14 protein-coding genes and 1 pseudogene are annotated in these 15,082 nt (G+C 72.7%); 9 read left to right on the forward strand and 6 right to left on the reverse strand.

Annotated elements, in window-relative coordinates; translation table 11 throughout:
• The first annotated feature begins 363 nt into the window (after positions 1-363).
• Positions 364-2,454: a Stk1 family PASTA domain-containing Ser/Thr kinase gene (gene pknB, locus ACFVXA_RS00555; RefSeq protein WP_390023264.1), complete on the forward strand. Its 2,091-nt coding sequence runs from the start codon at positions 364-366 to the stop codon at positions 2,452-2,454.
• 147 nt (positions 2,455-2,601) lie between these two features.
• Here pknB and ACFVXA_RS00560 read toward each other — a convergent pair whose 3' ends face one another.
• A complete protein-coding gene (locus ACFVXA_RS00560; RefSeq protein ID WP_390023267.1) occupies positions 2,602-3,495 on the reverse strand; it encodes a TIGR03943 family putative permease subunit in 894 nt (297 codons plus the stop codon).
• Positions 3,492-4,511: a permease gene (locus ACFVXA_RS00565; protein ID WP_390023269.1), complete on the reverse strand. Its 1,020-nt coding sequence runs from the start codon at positions 4,509-4,511 to the stop codon at positions 3,492-3,494. The genes ACFVXA_RS00560 and ACFVXA_RS00565 overlap by 4 nt, the downstream gene beginning before the upstream one ends.
• A 190-nt stretch (positions 4,512-4,701) precedes the next feature.
• Here ACFVXA_RS00565 and ACFVXA_RS00570 point away from each other — a divergent pair, with 190 nt between their 5' ends.
• The 6 genes from ACFVXA_RS00570 (at position 4,702) to ACFVXA_RS00595 (ending at position 10,127) form a co-directional block, all read left to right on the forward strand.
• Positions 4,702-6,207 (forward strand): purine-cytosine permease family protein, encoded by a 1,506-nt coding sequence (locus ACFVXA_RS00570; RefSeq protein ID WP_390023272.1) that lies wholly within the window; start codon positions 4,702-4,704, stop codon positions 6,205-6,207.
• Positions 6,204-6,767 carry a cysteine hydrolase family protein gene (locus ACFVXA_RS00575; protein WP_383735357.1) on the forward strand — a complete coding sequence of 188 codons (564 nt, stop codon included), beginning with the start codon at positions 6,204-6,206 and terminating at the stop codon, positions 6,765-6,767. Before ACFVXA_RS00570 ends, ACFVXA_RS00575 begins: the two co-directional genes overlap by 4 nt.
• A complete protein-coding gene (locus ACFVXA_RS00580) occupies positions 6,764-7,471 on the forward strand; it encodes a GntR family transcriptional regulator (RefSeq protein ID WP_362015898.1) in 708 nt (235 codons plus the stop codon). Before ACFVXA_RS00575 ends, ACFVXA_RS00580 begins: the two co-directional genes overlap by 4 nt.
• A gap of 44 nt (positions 7,472-7,515) precedes the next feature.
• The gene (locus tag ACFVXA_RS00585) at positions 7,516-8,532 is read left to right on the forward strand and encodes an ADP-ribosylglycohydrolase family protein (protein ID WP_362015901.1); all 1,017 of its coding nucleotides are present in this window, start codon (positions 7,516-7,518) and stop codon (positions 8,530-8,532) included.
• Between the two features lie 4 nt (positions 8,533-8,536).
• Complete coding sequence (locus tag ACFVXA_RS00590) at positions 8,537-9,451, forward strand: PfkB family carbohydrate kinase (RefSeq protein WP_390023277.1); 915 nt, start codon at positions 8,537-8,539, stop codon at positions 9,449-9,451.
• 256 nt (positions 9,452-9,707) lie between these two features.
• Positions 9,708-10,127 carry an SseB family protein gene (locus tag ACFVXA_RS00595; RefSeq protein WP_362015905.1) on the forward strand — a complete coding sequence of 140 codons (420 nt, stop codon included), beginning with the start codon at positions 9,708-9,710 and terminating at the stop codon, positions 10,125-10,127.
• An 18-nt stretch (positions 10,128-10,145) separates the two neighbouring features.
• Here ACFVXA_RS00595 and ACFVXA_RS00600 read toward each other — a convergent pair whose 3' ends face one another.
• Positions 10,146-10,802: an FAD-linked oxidase C-terminal domain-containing protein gene (locus ACFVXA_RS00600; RefSeq protein ID WP_383735352.1), complete on the reverse strand. Its 657-nt coding sequence runs from the start codon at positions 10,800-10,802 to the stop codon at positions 10,146-10,148.
• Between ACFVXA_RS00600 and ACFVXA_RS00605 the strand changes: the two genes are divergently transcribed.
• Entirely contained in the window at positions 10,801-11,913 is a 1,113-nt protein-coding gene (locus ACFVXA_RS00605) for a hypothetical protein (protein ID WP_362015909.1), read from the forward strand. The genes ACFVXA_RS00600 and ACFVXA_RS00605 overlap by 2 nt on opposite strands.
• A gap of 61 nt (positions 11,914-11,974) precedes the next feature.
• Positions 11,975-12,907, forward strand: a complete 933-nt coding sequence (gene pqqB, locus ACFVXA_RS00610) for a pyrroloquinoline quinone biosynthesis protein PqqB (protein ID WP_390023279.1) — start codon at positions 11,975-11,977, stop codon at positions 12,905-12,907.
• Here the strand turns inward: pqqB and ACFVXA_RS00615 are convergent.
• The 3 genes and pseudogenes from ACFVXA_RS00615 to ACFVXA_RS00625 all read right to left on the reverse strand — a co-directional run.
• Positions 12,904-13,308: a MarR family winged helix-turn-helix transcriptional regulator gene (locus ACFVXA_RS00615; protein ID WP_390023281.1), complete on the reverse strand. Its 405-nt coding sequence runs from the start codon at positions 13,306-13,308 to the stop codon at positions 12,904-12,906. The genes pqqB and ACFVXA_RS00615 overlap by 4 nt on opposite strands.
• 78 nt (positions 13,309-13,386) lie before the next feature.
• Positions 13,387-13,740, reverse strand: a complete 354-nt coding sequence (locus tag ACFVXA_RS00620) for a VOC family protein (RefSeq protein WP_362015977.1) — start codon at positions 13,738-13,740, stop codon at positions 13,387-13,389.
• A 661-nt stretch (positions 13,741-14,401) separates the two neighbouring features.
• A pseudogene (locus ACFVXA_RS00625) lies at positions 14,402-14,934 on the reverse strand (LacI family DNA-binding transcriptional regulator); the annotation flags it as partial.
• Positions 14,935-15,082: the final 148 nt, after the last annotated feature.

Genomic DNA, 15,082 nt, shown 5'->3' on the forward strand with positions numbered 1-15,082 from the left:
TGGCACGGAGGGCACGGGTGGGCCGGGCGGCACGGGCGGCACGGGCGGGCCGGTGGCACCGCCCGCTCGGCGGACGCCCAGGCACGAACGGGGCTCGGCCGGAGTCGGCCTGTGGACCCGGCCGGATGCTCGGTCGCTTCGTCGCGTCCGGAGTGGGACCGCCGCTGCCCGAAGGTCCTTGGCGGGCGTCCGCCTCGACTTTTCCACAGGGGTGAAACTAGTTACCCGGCGATGTGCAATTATCGTTCCCGCGCTCCTGGCACGGAGAGGTGCCGCCAGGCCGTCGGTGCGACGGGAGCGCGGAGCTGCCGGCGCAGCGCCCACCGATCCGGCCCGGACTTCCTACCCCCGTGGAGAAGCGCAGTGAACCTCGGCGGACCAGACGATCTGACCTTCTCCCACCCGGAGCCGTCCCCGGAGTGGTACCCCGACGGCCTCGGCCCGGCCGAAGCCGGTGACTCGGCGTGGGGCTCCTGGCAGCAGGCTCAGCCGAGCCCGGTGACCGCCTACGGCGGCCGCTACGAACCGCGTCGACTGCTCGGCCGTGGCGGCATGGCCGAGGTGCACCTCGCCCACGACACCCGGCTCGACCGGGGCGTCGCCGTGAAGACGCTGCGCGCCGATCTCGCTCAGGACCCGACGTTCCAGGCGAGGTTCCGCCGTGAGGCACAGTCCGCTGCATCGCTCAACCACCCGGCCATCGCCGCGGTGTACGACACGGGGGAGGAGATGGCGTACGGCGTCGCCTCCGCGGTGCCGTTGCCGTACCTCGTGATGGAGTACGTCGACGGAATGACGCTGCGAGAGATCCTGTACTCCGGCCCGGCGCTGACCCTCGGCCGCGTCCTGGAGATCGCCGCCGGCGTTCTCCAGGCCCTCGCCCACTCCCACCACCACGGCATCGTGCACCGGGACATCAAGCCGGCCAACGTCATGCTGACCCACGCCGGTCAGGTCAAGGTCATGGACTTCGGGATCGCCCGTGACCTGCGGGACGTCGGCATGACGCAGAGCTCGGTCGTCATCGGCACCGCGCAGTACCTCTCGCCGGAGCAGGCGCTGGGAGAGGAGATCGACGCGCGTTCCGACCTCTACTCCGTCGGCTGTCTGCTGTACGAACTGCTCACCTACCGGCCGCCGTTCACGGGTGACTCGCCGATGGCGGTGATGTACCAGCACATCCAGGAAGTGCCGCGACCGCCGAGTCTCTACAACCCCGAGATCGGGCCGCGGTTGGACGCCACCGTCCTGCGTGCCCTGGCGAAGGACCGCGCGTACCGCTACCGGTCCGCCGAGGAGATGCTCGCCGACGTGACGGCCTGCCTGGGCACGGGAGCCTTCGAGTCAGCCTTCACGACGGGTGCCGAGCCGGGACCGGAACCCGGGCCCGAGCGCCCGTACGCCACGGAGAACCCGTACGACCCGAGCGACACCTACGACGTCGACGGTGACGGCGGCGAGGAGGCCCCGGGCGGCAGCCGAAGGGCGGGCGTCGTGCTGGCAGTCGCCGGCGTCGTCGTGGTCGGCATGGCGCTCGTGCTCGGCTGGTTCCTCTTCGGGCGCGGTACGGCCGACGACGGCAGGGCGGAGGTACCGAATCTGGTCGGCCGGACGCTCGACGACGCCCGGCGGGCGGCTGACAACAGTGGCCTCACGGTCACCGTCGCCAAGCGGCAGCCCTGTGACGACCAGCCGAAGGGCTACGTCTGCGAGCAGACCCCGACCGACGGCGAACTCGCCGAGGGGGAGGCCGTCTCGGTCACCGTGTCCACCGGCGCGCCCAAGGTCGAGGTACCGGACGTCACCGACAAGAACGAGGACGACGCGACCCGGATCCTCCAGGACAAGGGATTCAAGGTGAAGGTCCGGCACGTGGAGTCCACGAAGCATGACGCCGGGACCGTCCTCACACAGGACCCGGAGGGCGGCGCCAAGGCGGAGAAGGGGACCGAGATCACCCTCAGCGCGGCCAAGGCGCCCGGGAAGGCCGCGGTCCCCGATCTCACCGGCCTGACACCGGGCGAGGCCCGGGAGCTGTTGGCCGCGCACGGTCTGAAGCTGGGGAACACCACCGAGGTGGACAGCAGTGCCGAGTCCGGGACCGTCGTCGGTCAGAGCGTCGCGCAGGGCGAGGAGGTCGCGTCCGGATCCGCGGTCGACGTTCAGGTCGCCAAGGCGGAGCAGACCGTCCGGATACCCACCGACATCGTCGGCAGGACACTCGCCGAGGTCCAGGACGAACTGGGCGGTCTGGGCCTTAAGGTCAGCGTCGCCTCCGGTTCCTCCCAGGCGTCCGACGCCGTCGTGACCTCGACCACTCCGCAGGCGGGGAGCGAGGTCACGACGGGAAGCACCGTGATCGTCGCCACCGAGGAGGCCGGCGACCAGCCCTCGGACGGTGCGTCGACGGCGACGGCGACGTCGACCGCGTCGCCGTCGACGACGAGCGGGTAGGGGACCGCGTCACGGCGGGTGGGGCACAGGACGGTCGCGCTGCATTGGTCCGGGCGAGGCGGTATGGCGTGAGTGCGTGGTGACGTCCATGTGCCGCATCGCCGGTCCGGTGACCTTCGGTCCCGTTCCGGGCCTCGGCGCCGGGGCTCAGTTGTTCCAACTCTCGTCGTACGGGTCGTGTGGCGTCGCCACCGGTCGCGCCAGGCTCACGTCGAGGAACGGGATGATGCCGCCGTTGACGGGATCCTTCGTTCGTTCGCCGGTGTAGGTGCCGGTGACTTCGAGCCACGTGTCGGGTTGGAGGACGGGCGGGATCCGCCCGGTCAGGCCGATCTTGACGGGCTGGGCGTCGGCGGCGCAGCAGTTGAGCGCCATACGGACGAGGTAGGGCGTACCGGCGCGGTCGAGGGCGACGAAGCCGGTGATCGTGATCCGCCGGTCGCCGAGTGAGCGGCCGTGGTCGTAGGCCGCGCGGCCTGCGTAGTCGACGAGGCTGAGCGGGAGCGGGTCACCGGCGGGGAGAGCGGGGTAGGCGAAGGGCGCCTGCAGAGCGGTGCCGGTGCGCATGGCGCTGTACGAACCGAGGGCCGGCGGGGCGACCAGGATCAGGGCGAGCAGCGGGAGGATCAGAAGCCACGAGATACGCGGTTCGCGGTGGACGTGCCCCTGCTCCTCCCCGTCCTCGTGCCGGTCCCCGTGCGCCTGCCCGTCCCTATGTCCGAGCCGGTCCCCGTGCTCCTGTCCGTCCCGATGCCCGAGCCGGTCTTCGTCCCGGTCCCCGTGCGCCTGCCCGTCCCCGTACCGGCCCCCCTCCAGGTCGCCCCCGTGGCCCCCCTCGCCCCGGCTCCCCTTCGCCGCGCGCGCCCCGCGCACCTCGTACCACACCGTGGCGAGCGCCGCGACGATCAGTACGACCCCCGCGCCCAGCAGCAGCGGCTGCAACCCCGCCTTGACGTAACGGAGATAGAGATCGGTGGACCCGGCGTGCAACACCGCCGCGCCGACCAGGAAGAGCACGGCCGCCTGTGCCTGCCGGTTCACAGCAGCACCGCCCCGACCAGGACCGACATGAGGATCGCGAGGGCGAACGTGGCGGGCGCGAACCGTAGCGCGAACCCCCGGCCGAACGTGCCGACCTGCATGGCGAACAGTTTCAGGTCGATCATCGGACCGACGACGAGGAACGCCAGCCGGGCGGTGAGTGAGAACTGGGTCAGCGACGCGACCACGAACGCGTCGGCCTCGGAGCAGATCGACAACAGCACGGCCAGAATCGCCAGGGCGAGGACCGAGACCACGGGGTTGCCGGCCGCGGCGTGCAGCCAGCTCGCCGGTACGACGGCCTTGAGCGTGGCCGCCGCCATCGCGCCGACGACGAGGAAGCCGCCGGCGTGCAACACGTCGTGCCGCACGGACCCCCAGAACGCCGCCCCCCTGCCGGGGCCGTCGTGCGCCGGGCGGTCCGGCGGACGCAGCCAGTCGCTACGGCCGAGCCGTTGCCACAGCCACCCCATCGCGCACGCCACGAGGAGACTCGCCACGAACCGGGCGAGGACCATCTCCGGATCGCGGGGGAAGGCGATGGCGGTGGCGGTCAGCACGATCGGGTTGATCGCCGGGGCGGACAGCAGGAAGGCGAGCGCGGCCGCGGGCGCGACACCCCGGCGGACCAGCGCCCCGGCCACCGGCACGGAGGCGCACTCGCAGCCGGGCAGCACCGCACCGGCCATCCCGGCGACCGGCACCGCGAGGGCGGGCCGGCTCGGCAGGGCGCGGGCGAAGAACGACGGCGGCACGAACACCGCGATGACCGCCGACAGCAGCACACCGAGAACCAGGAACGGCAGGGCCTGGATCACCACCGCGACGAACACGGTCATCCAGCTCTGCATGACCGGAGCGGACAAAGCCCGGCGGATCGGCCCCTGCGCGGCGACGACCAAAAGCAGCAGCATGGTCAGGACGAGGGGCGAGTTGAACTGCCAGCCCCGCGGCGCCCTCCGGTCCTCCGCGTCGCGGTGGTCGACCGGGGGCGGGGCCGCCTTGGTGATGGTCACGGGTGAGGTACCTCCGGTAGGGAAGGGCTCGGTGGCTGGTGCCCCTCCACCTTCAGTACGCCGGTTCGGGCACAGCTTCTCACCGTGGCCGCAACCTCTGTGGCCCGGTTCCCGGTTCGCCGGCGTCCCTTGACGCCCGGGGCGGGCCGACCTAGCCTCCACTGAACACGTCTAGACAGGTAGGTCGACGATGGCAGACTCCCTCGATTCCCTCGACAACAGATCCGCGGACCGACGGCTCCAGGTGGAGACGCACGGGCTCGATGTGATCGGCGACGCCGAGCGCAAGGGCACCCCTCGGACGCTGTTCTGGCCCTGGTTCGGAGCCAACGTCTCGATTCTGGGCCTCAGTTACGGCGCCTTCGCGCTCGGCTTCGGCATCTCCTTCTGGCAGGCGCTGGCCGCCGGAGTGATCGGCATCGTCTTCTCCTTCCTGCTCTGCGGCTTCATCGCGGTGGCGGGCAAGCGCGGCTCCGCGCCGACGATGGTGCTCAGCAGGGCGGCGTACGGGGTACGGGGCAACCGACTGCCGTCGGTGATCTCGTGGGTATTGACCGTCGGCTGGGAGACCGTACTCACGGCGCTCGCCACCATGGCCACGGCGACGGTCTTCGGGCGGCTCGGCTGGGGCGGCGGCACCGAGACCAAGGTGGTCGCCCTGATCGTCGTCGGCGCGCTGATCGTGGTCGGGGGTGTGATGGGCTTCGACCTGATCATGCGGCTGCAGACGGTCATCACGGTCGTCACCGCCGTCCTCACCGTCGTCTACATCGCGCTGGTCGCCGACCACATCCACTGGCACACCGTCAGCGCCGTACCGGCGGGCTCCGCGCAGGAGTTCATCGGCGCGCTGGTGTTCATGATGACCGGCTTCGGACTCGGCTGGGTCAACGCCGCCGCCGACTACTCGCGCTATCTGCCGCGCGCCTCCTCCAGCCGCGGCGTGATCGGCTGGACCACCTTCGGCGCCTCGGTGGCACCGCTGCTCCTGCTGGTCTTCGGGCTGCTCCTCGCGGGCTCCTCCGGGGACCTCAGCAAGGCCATCGCCGTCGACCCGGTCGGCGCGCTGACCACGATCCTGCCCACCTGGTTCCTGGTCCCCTTCGCGGTGGTCGCCGTGCTGGGCCTGGTCGGCGGAGCGGTCCTGGACATCTACTCGTCCGGCCTGGCGCTGCTCTCCGCGGGCCTGCGCGTGCCGCGCTATCTGGCGGCCCTCGTCGACGGCGTCCTGATGATCGCGGGCTCCGTCTACATCGTCTTCTTCACCGACAACTTCCTCGGCCAGTTCATCGGCTTCCTCACCACGCTGGGCGTGCCCGTCGCCGCCTGGTGCGGGATCATGCTGGCCGACCTGGCGCTGCGCCGCCGCGACTACGACGAGGGGGACCTGTTCCGTCCGCACGGCCGGTACGGCGATGTCCCGCTCAGGCCGCTGCTGCTCACCCTCGTCGCCACCGTGCTCGGCTGGGGCCTGGTCACCAACTCGGCCGCCAGCTGGCTGGACTGGCAGGGCTATCTGCTCGACCCGTTCGGACTCGGCGGCAAGACGGGCGCCTGGGCCTACGCCAACCTGGGCGTCCTGGTCGCGCTCGCCCTCGGCTTCCTCGGCACCCTGGCCCTCGATCGCGGCCGGGTGCGCGTCCAGGAGCGACAGGACACGAGCCCCACGGCGAGCGAGGAGGTGGTGAGCGCATGAGCGCCCGGGTGACGCACGGCCTGCTCGCCGTCATCGACATGCAGCGCGTCTTCGCGGAGCCCGACAGTCCCTGGGCGACTCCGCGGTTCGACGAGGCGGCGGACGGCGTACGGCGACTGCTGCCGGCCTTCGGGGACCGGGTCACCTTCACCCGTTTCCTGGCGCCCGACAAGCCCGTCGGCGCCTGGCGTGCGTACTACGACCAGTGGCCCTTCGCGCTCCGGCCGCCGGACGCCCCGCTGTGGGAGCTGACGGACGACTTCGCGGCCGGTGCCCCGCACGTGCTGGACGCCACCACCTTCGGCAAGTGGACCCCCGAACTCGCCGAGCGCGTCGGCCCCGAAGGCCGGCTGGTCCTGACCGGAGTCAGCACGGACTGCTGCGTGCTGTCCACCGCGCTCGCCGCCGCCGACGCGGGAGCCGAGGTGCTGGTGGTGGCCGATGCCTGCGCGGGCGTGGACGACGACTCGCACATCAGGGCCCTCCAGGTGATGGACCTCTACCGGCCGCTGATCCGCGTCGTCACCGTGGACGAGGTGCTCACCGGGAGCGCGGTATGACCGAGGTCCGGCTCAAGCACCAGCGGATCACCGAGGTCCTCGCCAAGGAGATCCGCAGCGGAGACCGTCCGGCGGGGGAGCAGTTGCCGGGCGAGCACGCCCTCGCCCAGCGCTTCGGCGTCAGCCGCACCACCGTACGGGCCGCGCTCGCCGAGCTGAACGAGGCCGGCCTGATCGCCACCCGCACCGGCAAGGGCTCGTACGTCCTCTTCGACGGCCGCCCGCTGGACGACCGGCTCGGCTGGGCGCACGCACTGGCCGTCCAGGGGATCGACACGCACGTACGGACCCTTTCCGTGCGGGAGGTCCGCGCCCCGGAGCTCTCCCGTGAACTCGGCCTGGACACGGCCACGTTCATACGGGTGGAGCGGACACGGGAACTCGTGGCGGACGGCTCCGTGGTGTCGTACGAACGCAGCTTCCTGCCGCCTGTTCCCGGAATCAGGGAACTTCCCGGGCGCGGTCTCGACGAGCTGTCCCTCACCGAGGTGATGCGGCGGGCCGGCCTGCGCGCCGACCACGGAGAGCAGCGGCTGGCCGGGCGTCGGATCGACGCACCGGAGGCGGAGGTGCTGCGACGCGCGGCGGGCGACTGGTTCCTCGACACGCGGCGCACCAGCCGCGCCGCCGACGGCTCCTTCGTCGAACATGTCGTGAGCCTGCTCGACCCCGACCACTTCCAGCTGTCGCTCGAGTTCGGCTGAGCCCTGCCGCGCCAAGGCCAGCCGCCCCACCACGGAAAGCACCCATGAACACCGTCACCCCCACCCCGCACAGCCGCGCCACCGGAGCCCTCTACGGGCTCGCGCTCGGCGACGCCCTCGGCATGCCGACGCAGATGCTGTCCCGCCCGCAGATCGTCGCCCGCTACGGGCCGGTCCTGACCGGCTTCCACGCCGCCGCGCCCGACCATCCGCTGGCCGCCGGAATGCCGGCGGGAGCGATCACCGACGACACCGAACAGGCCCTGCTGCTGGCCCAGTTGCTGATCGACGGCGCCGGAACCGTCGACGCGGCGGAGCTGGCCCGGCGCCTGGTGGCCTGGGAGGACGACATGCGGGCCCGTGGCTCGCTCGACCTGCTGGGGCCGTCGACCAAGCGCGCGGTGGAGCTGGTGCTGGCCGGCACATCGGTGGACGAGGTCGGCCGGTACGGCACGACGAACGGCGCCGCGATGCGTATCGCGCCCGTGGGCATCGCCGTGTCCTCGGCGGACCCGGTCGCCCTGGTCGACCGGGTGGTGGAGGCCAGCAGACTGACCCACCACACCGGGGTCGCGCTCGCGGGCGCGGCAGCCGTCGCCGCCGCGGTCAGCGCGGGACTTGACGGGGCGTCGGTTCCCCAGGCGGTGGAGGCGGCGGTCGGTGCGGCCCGCCTCGGGGCCGCGCGCGGGCACTGGGTGGCCGCCGCCGACGTCGCCGAGCGCATCGTCTGGGCCACCCGACTCGTCCGCGGGCTGTCGCCGGCCGAAGTGGGCGAGCGTGTGTACACGCTGGTGGGCACCAGCCTGGCGACACAGGAGTCGGTCCCGGCCGCCTTCGCCGTACTGACGGCCTGTCAGGACGACCCGTGGCAGGCGGTGTTGCTCGCCGCCTCCGTCGGCGGGGACTGCGACACCATCGCGGCCATCGCGGGCGCGATCGGCGGCGCCTGTCACGGGGTGGAGGCCTTCCCCGCCGACGCGCGAGCCACCCTGGACCGAGTCAACAAGATCGACCTCGACGCGACGGCCACGGCTCTGCTCGCGCTGCGCGGACGGCCGTGATCGTATGAGACTTCTGCACCTGGGCAACGTGATGATGGACCTGGTCCTCGCCGTGCCTGCGCTGCCCGAGCGGGGCGGTGACGTGCTGGCCACGGACACGCGGAGCGCACCTGGCGGCGGCTTCAACGTCATGGCCGCCGCGGCCCGTCAGGGCCTGCCGGTGACCTACGCGGGAGCCCACGGCAGCGGCCCCTTCGGCGACCGGGCGCGAACCGCGCTGCGCGCCGAGGGCATCGACGTGCTCCTCGCACCCCGAACCGGACCCGACACCGGCTTCGTGGTCTGCCTGGTGGACGCCGAGGGCGAGCGCACCTTCGTCACGAGCCCCGGTGCCGAGGCGACACTGACCCTCGACGACCTCACCGAACTCCAGCCCGCCGCAGGCGACTTGGTCTACGTCTCCGGCTACAGCCTGCTCTACGAGCCCAATCGCGCCGCCCTCACCGCGTGGCTGCCCCGGCTGGACCCGGCCGTCACCGTGATCGTGGATCCGGGGCCGCTGGTGCGAGACATCCCCGCGGCCGCGCTGGAGTCGCTCCTGGCGCGCGCCGACTGGTGGAGCTGCAACGCCCGCGAGGCCGCGCTGCTCACCGGGGCCGACGACCCGACCGCCGCCGCCCACGCCGTACAGTCCCGTCTGAAGCGCGGCTCGGCCCTGGTGCGTACGGGCCCCGACGGGTGCCTCCTGCACCACGACGGGGCGTTCGAAGCGGTCCCCGGGTTCGCCGTCCGCGCCGTCGACCTCAACGGCGCGGGTGACGCGCACACCGGCGTCTTCATGGCCGCCCTCGCACGGGGCCTCACCCCGGCCGACGCGGCGCGCCGCGCCAACGCGGCGGCCGCGCTGGCCGTCACGGCGGCCGGTCCCGCCACCGCGCCCGACGCACGGACGCTGGACGAGTTCCTCGGTCGCCGATAGGCGACGAGCCTCGGTCGCGCCCTGCTGCCCACGGCCTCCTGCGCGTCGGACGGTGGCTCCTGGGCCACCGCGAGGGGTGTGCGGACAGCGACGGGCCGTGCGGACCGGGTGAGGAGGACCCCCGACATCGGTACGGCACGCCATTCGGTGACGGTGAGCAATGAATGTCCGGGTCCGGGGTGGGTACGCGACGGGAGTTGCGCCCGGGACCGCACAGGAACCGGCTGACCCGACCTCCACTACCTGGGAATCTGTGATGGAAACACCCTCGAACGACCACCAGCTGCCGCCCGCCGCGACACCGGCGCAGGAGGCCCTGAACACCCTTTCCGAGAACACCGAGGACACGGCGGCGCTGGACACCCTCGCCGGCAGCGAGGTGCTGGTCCCCGTGCCGGACGACGCCAGGGAGGAGGACATCGCCGACCCGACGGCCGTCGCGCTGCCCGTCCTGGACCAGCCGGGCGGCGAACAGGTGGTGCCGGTGTTCACCTCGGAGCTGGAGATGGCCGAGCTGCTTCCCTTCGTCTCCCGCTACCGCCTGGTGCCGCTCGGCGCGCTCGCCTCCCAGTGGCCCTCCGGCGACCTCTCCCTCACCATCGACGCCAGCTCCCCGCACGGCCTGACCCTGAACTCGGAGGGGGTACGCACCTTGCTGGCCCGACCGCAGGCCTGACGCACCCCGCACCACACCTCAGAGGCTCTTGCCGGGATTGAGGATCCCGTGCGGATCGAACGCCTCCTTCAGCCGTCGCTGCAACGCGTGGGCCGTGGGCCCCAGTTCGTCCGCCACCCACAGCCGCTTCAGGATGCCCACACCGTGCTCGCCGGTGAGTGTGCCGCCGAGCCGCAGGGCGAGCGCGAAGATCTCGCCGGCCGCCTCCCAGGCGGCATCGGGGAGACCGGGCAGTGACGGATCCACGACGATGATGGGGTGCAGGTTCCCGTCCGCCGCGTGCGCGATGGTGAACACCGGCACGTCATGGCGGGCGGAGATGGCGCGGATCTCGCGGGCCGCCTCCGCGAGGCGGGAGCGGGGCACCGCGATGTCCTCGATCAGCGGGCGGCCGAGGCGCTCCAGCGCGGGCAGCGCGAGACGGCGGGCGGCGAGCAGCGCGTCGGCCTCGGCCGGGTCCGCCGTCGTCTCGACCGTCGTGGCCAGCGGCGCGAGCAGCCGGGCGACCGCCTGCGCCTCCGCCGCCGCGCCCCCGGCTGCCCCCCGGTCACCCCGATCCCGATGAGCGCGCTGGCCCGCCCCGGAGCGGACCCGGCGACGGTCACGGCCGCGTTCGAGGCCGTACGGGATCTGCTGCGCTGAACCGATCCGTGCCCCGCGTGACAATGACCGCATGAAATGGATCTCCGGCGTGGCCGGCGGACTGCTCCTGGCGGTGGTCCTCGTCAGCATCCTGCGCACCCTCGTGGTGCCCCGCGGGCTGTACTCCCCGCTGGTGATGCGCTGGTGGCGCTCGCTGCGCCTGGCGCTGCGCCTGGCCGCTCCCAGCGGCGGCTACTACGCCATCGACCGCGTGCAGACCTGGCTGGCCCCGCTCATGCTGGTCGGCATGCTCGGCACCTGGCTCGGCGGGGCGCTGCTCGGGTTCGGGCTGCTGCTGCACGCCCTGTCCTCGCTGACCTGGGCGCAGGCCGTCCAGGAGGCCGGCTCCAGCCTGTTCACCCTCGGCTTCGCCAGCGGAGCGCGGCTGCACCTGTCCGTCGTGGACTTCTTGGCGGCGGCCATGGGACCGATCGTGATCGCCCTCCAGATCGCCTATCTGCCCACCCTGTACGCCGCCTACAACCGCCGCGAACTGGAGGTGACCCTCCTCCAGTCCCGCGCGGGCGATCCCGCCTGGGGCCCGGAGATCCTGGCCCGGCAGTGGCTGGTCGACACCGAGACCGCGCTGCCCGAGCTGTACCGCGCCTGGGAGCGGCTCGCCTCGGACATCGGCGAGAGCCACTCGACGTACCCGATCCTGCTGGCGTTCCGATCGCCGCGACCGTACCGCAGCTGGATCGTCGGTCTCGTCGCCGTCATGGACGCCGCGGCCATGCAGCTGGCGCTCACCCCGCGCAGCGCCCCGCCCGAGGCCCGGCTGGTGCTGCGCGCGGGCTTCACCGCACTGCGCGACATCGCCCGCTCGCTGCGCTTCGACTTCGACACCGACCCCGCCCCCGAGGCGCCGATCCAGCTGACCTTCGTGGAGTTCGACGCGGCCGTGGCGATGGTGGTGGCGGCGAGCTTCCCCGCCGAGCGGACCGCGCGGCAGGCGTGGCCGCACTTCCGTGGCTGGCGGGTCAACTACGAGGCGATCGCGTACGAGTTGTGCCGTCGCGGCGACGCGGTCCCCGCGCTGTGGACCGGTCCCCGGGACTTCCCGACCCACCCGATCCCGCCCCAGCGGCCGAAGGACCGGCGCCCGGGCGAAGGTCGTCCGGAACTGCCCCCTGCCGCCGGGTAGTCCGGCCCGTCCTGGCGGGAAGATCCCCCGGGAGGGTCCGATACGGAGGGGTGGGATTCCGTTGCGAGTCGTCCTGCTGGGCACGGCCGCCGGTGGCGGTTTCCCGCAGTGGAACTGCGCCTGCGCGCTCTGCTCCGCCGCCCGCGACGGCACACTGCCCGCGCGGACACAGGAGTGCGTCGCCGTCAGCGGCAACTCCCGCGACTGGTGGCTGCTCAACGCCTCACCCGACATCCGTACGCAGCTCACCGGCACGCCCGCGCTCGCACCCGGTCCCGGGCCCAGGGACACACCGGTGCGCGGAGTGCTCCTGACCGACGCCGAGGCCGACCACGTCATGGGGCTGACGATCCTGCGCGGCGGCGCGGGACTCAAGGTCTACGCCGCTCCTCCCGTGCTCGCCACCCTGGCCCCGCTGCGCGCGATGCTGGACCGCTACGCCCCCTGGGAGTGGGAGGACAGCCTGACCGAGGGCGGGTTCGTGCTGGCCGGCGGTCTGGTGGTCAGCGCGCACCCGGTCGGCCCCAAGGCACCGAAGTACGTCGCCGGAACCGCCCCGGACGCCCACTGGGTGACGGCGTACCGGATCGAGGACCTGGCCGGCGGGGGAGTGCTCGTCTACGCGCCCTGCCTGGGCCGCTGGGCACCCGCACTGGACGCCTTGCTCTCCACGGCGACCTGCGCGCTGCTCGACGGCACCTTCTACGCGGCAAACGAGATGGGGACGGCGGTGCGGGCGCCCGACGGCCGGCCCCGGACGGCGTTCCACGGCCAGGCCGTGATGCCGGCGACCGCGCAGGCCACGATGGGGCATCTACCCGTCTCCGGGGCGCGGGGCAGCCTGGCCGCTCTCCTCCGGCACCCCGGCCCGCGCCGGATCTACACCCACCTCAACAACACGAACCCGCTGCTCGACCCGGCCTCGGACGCCCATGCACGGGTGACCGAGGCCGGGGTCGAAGTCCTGCCGGACGGTGCGGAGTTCGTGGTCTAGCCGTCCTGCCGGTCGGTCAACACACGTGCCAGGACGGCGCGTTGCAGGGGGAGTACCTCGGAGTGCAGGTCGCGTCCCTTCCTGGTGAGCGCGACCCAGACTCCGCGTCGGTCCTCCTGGCAGACGGTGCGTTCCACCAGGCCGTCCTTCTCCAGCCGGCCGATCAGACGGGACAGGGCGCTCTGGCTCAGATGCACCCGGCCCGCGATGTTCTGCACCCGGCACTGCTCGCCGGGCTCGGCGGCGACGCCCGAGGCGAGGATGTCCAGGACCTCGAAGTCACTGGCTCCGAGACCGTGCGGGTGCAGCGCTCGGTCGATCTCGCACATCGTGCGCGCGTGCACCGAGAGGATCCCCCGCCACCGCTCTTCGAGGGAGGATCCGGGCGTCTTCGTTGCCATATCTGAACGGTAACAGAGATCCGGCCAGTGGTTGAGTGTGCAACTAGTGCGGCTGCATCCAGTGGCCGGCCGGCCGCCCTACTCGGCGGAGGGGTCCTGGGTCAGCCCGATGAGGTTGCCGTCCGCGTCCTTGACCGAGGCGATCAGCTTGCCGCCGCCCACGTCCTGGACGTCCTGAAGCGTCTCGGCACCGGCGTCGAGCAGAGCCGCAAGCGTGCCCCTGATGTCGGCGACGTGCCAGTAGGGGACGGGCCCGGTCATCCCCTTGGCGTGGCCGTTGGGGTCGAGGCCCACGTCCTGGCCCGCGTCCTTGAAGCCGACGTAGTACGGCTCGTCCGCGTAGGGCTCCACGCCCAGAAGCGCGCCGAACAGGGCCTTGGCCTGCGTGACGTCCTTGACGGGGTAGATGATGGTGTTGAGGCCGGCGGTCATGGCGACTCCTCCGTGGTGCTGGGCAGTGCGTGCGAACTGCCGGTCGCGCCGACGGGGGATCTCGTCGGCGCTTTCACGCTAGGGCGGAGGAGCCCCGGCCCGCTTCTCGAATCCTGACCGGTAGAAAAGCGCGGGCGCCGTGTCTCCCGTGCCGCGAGGTACTGCTCGACCAGCGGCTCGCCCCGGCGACCGGGTAGCGGCCTACGGTCACACTCCGTGCCGCGGAAGGCGATGTGGCCTACGCGCCCGGCGCCGGTGATCACGCGGAGCCGGTCGCGGAAGGCGAGGTCTCTCACCCACTCGAGCGAACACCCACGGTGACGGCCGGCGGCCTTGGGGCTACGGGTGTGAGCGGGACGGACGGCAGCCTTGGGGCTACGAGTGTGCGTGGGACGGACGGCAGCCCAACGGTGACGGACGCCGGCCCTGGGGGTATGGGCGTGAGCGGGACGGACGGAGCCTTGGGGCTACGAGTTGTGCGTGGGAAGGACGGCAGCCTCACGGTGACGGGCGCCGGTCCTGGGGGTATGGGCGTGAGCGGGACGGACGGAGCCTTTGGGCAACGGGCGTGAGCGGGACGGTCGGCAGTCCTGGGGGCACCGGCGTGAGCGGGACGGACGCAGTCCCGCTCACGGGCGTGCTCGCGGGGGCCCGGAGCGCCTCACGTGGACTCGCGCCGCACCAGCTCCGTCGGCAGGATCACCGCCGCCGGGTCCTCGCCCCCGATCTGGGCGAGCAGCACCCGGACCATCTCGGCACTGATGCGGTCCCAGGGCTGGCGGATCGTGGTGAGGGCGGGGTGGACGCCGTGGCGGCGGGGGAGTCGTCGAAACCGCCGACCGCCACGTCCTGCGGGACCCGGCGCCCGGCCCGGTGCAGCGCCACCAGCACCCCCTGCGCCATCAGGTCCGAGGCGACGAACACGGCGTCCATGTCCGGGACCCGCTCAAGGAGCCGCTCTGCGCCCGCCTCCCCGCTGGCCCGGCTGTAGTCGCCGGAGACGACGAGGCGGTCGTCGGCCTCGATGCCCGCCTCGGCGAGCACCTCGCGGTAGCCGGCCAGCCGCTCGACACCCCCGGGGGGGGGGTGCGGGCCGGGGGCGACGGCGATGCGCCGGGGGGCGGGGGGGTGGAGGTGGGGGGCCAAGATGCCGGCGGCCGGCCGGTCGTCCGCGGCGACGTAACTCACCGCCCTGTTCGGCTTCGACGACAAGGCGCTTTCGGCCATGTCCGTGTTCAGCCACCGCTGAGCCTGGAGGGCCCCGCCGCCGCGGCGGCCGGGCCCTCGGCGTCCCCCGGGACCCCTCGGCTCCGGCCAGGGTCGCGGAAGCCCGTGCGTGTCG

The organism is Streptomyces sp. NPDC058246 (assembly GCF_042881985.1).
In the GTDB taxonomy this organism is placed as follows: domain Bacteria; phylum Actinomycetota; class Actinomycetes; order Streptomycetales; family Streptomycetaceae; genus Streptomyces.

Excerpts from the sequence above, each read along its gene's own strand:
- ACFVXA_RS00570 (WP_390023272.1), top strand. The coding sequence starts at position 4,702 with ATGGCAGACTCCCTCGATTCCCTCGACAACAGATCCGCGGACCGACGG.
- ACFVXA_RS00575 (WP_383735357.1), top strand. The coding sequence starts at position 6,204 with ATGAGCGCCCGGGTGACGCACGGCCTGCTCGCCGTCATCGACATGCAG.
- ACFVXA_RS00580 (WP_362015898.1), top strand. The coding sequence starts at position 6,764 with ATGACCGAGGTCCGGCTCAAGCACCAGCGGATCACCGAGGTCCTCGCC.
- ACFVXA_RS00585 (WP_362015901.1), top strand. The coding sequence starts at position 7,516 with ATGAACACCGTCACCCCCACCCCGCACAGCCGCGCCACCGGAGCCCTC.
- ACFVXA_RS00590 (WP_390023277.1), top strand. The coding sequence starts at position 8,537 with ATGAGACTTCTGCACCTGGGCAACGTGATGATGGACCTGGTCCTCGCC.
- ACFVXA_RS00595 (WP_362015905.1), top strand. The coding sequence starts at position 9,708 with ATGGAAACACCCTCGAACGACCACCAGCTGCCGCCCGCCGCGACACCG.
- ACFVXA_RS00605 (WP_362015909.1), top strand. The coding sequence starts at position 10,801 with ATGAAATGGATCTCCGGCGTGGCCGGCGGACTGCTCCTGGCGGTGGTC.
- ACFVXA_RS00600 (WP_383735352.1), bottom strand. The coding sequence starts at position 10,802 with ATGCGGTCATTGTCACGCGGGGCACGGATCGGTTCAGCGCAGCAGATC.
- ACFVXA_RS00615 (WP_390023281.1), bottom strand. The coding sequence starts at position 13,308 with ATGGCAACGAAGACGCCCGGATCCTCCCTCGAAGAGCGGTGGCGGGGG.
- ACFVXA_RS00620 (WP_362015977.1), bottom strand. The coding sequence starts at position 13,740 with ATGACCGCCGGCCTCAACACCATCATCTACCCCGTCAAGGACGTCACG.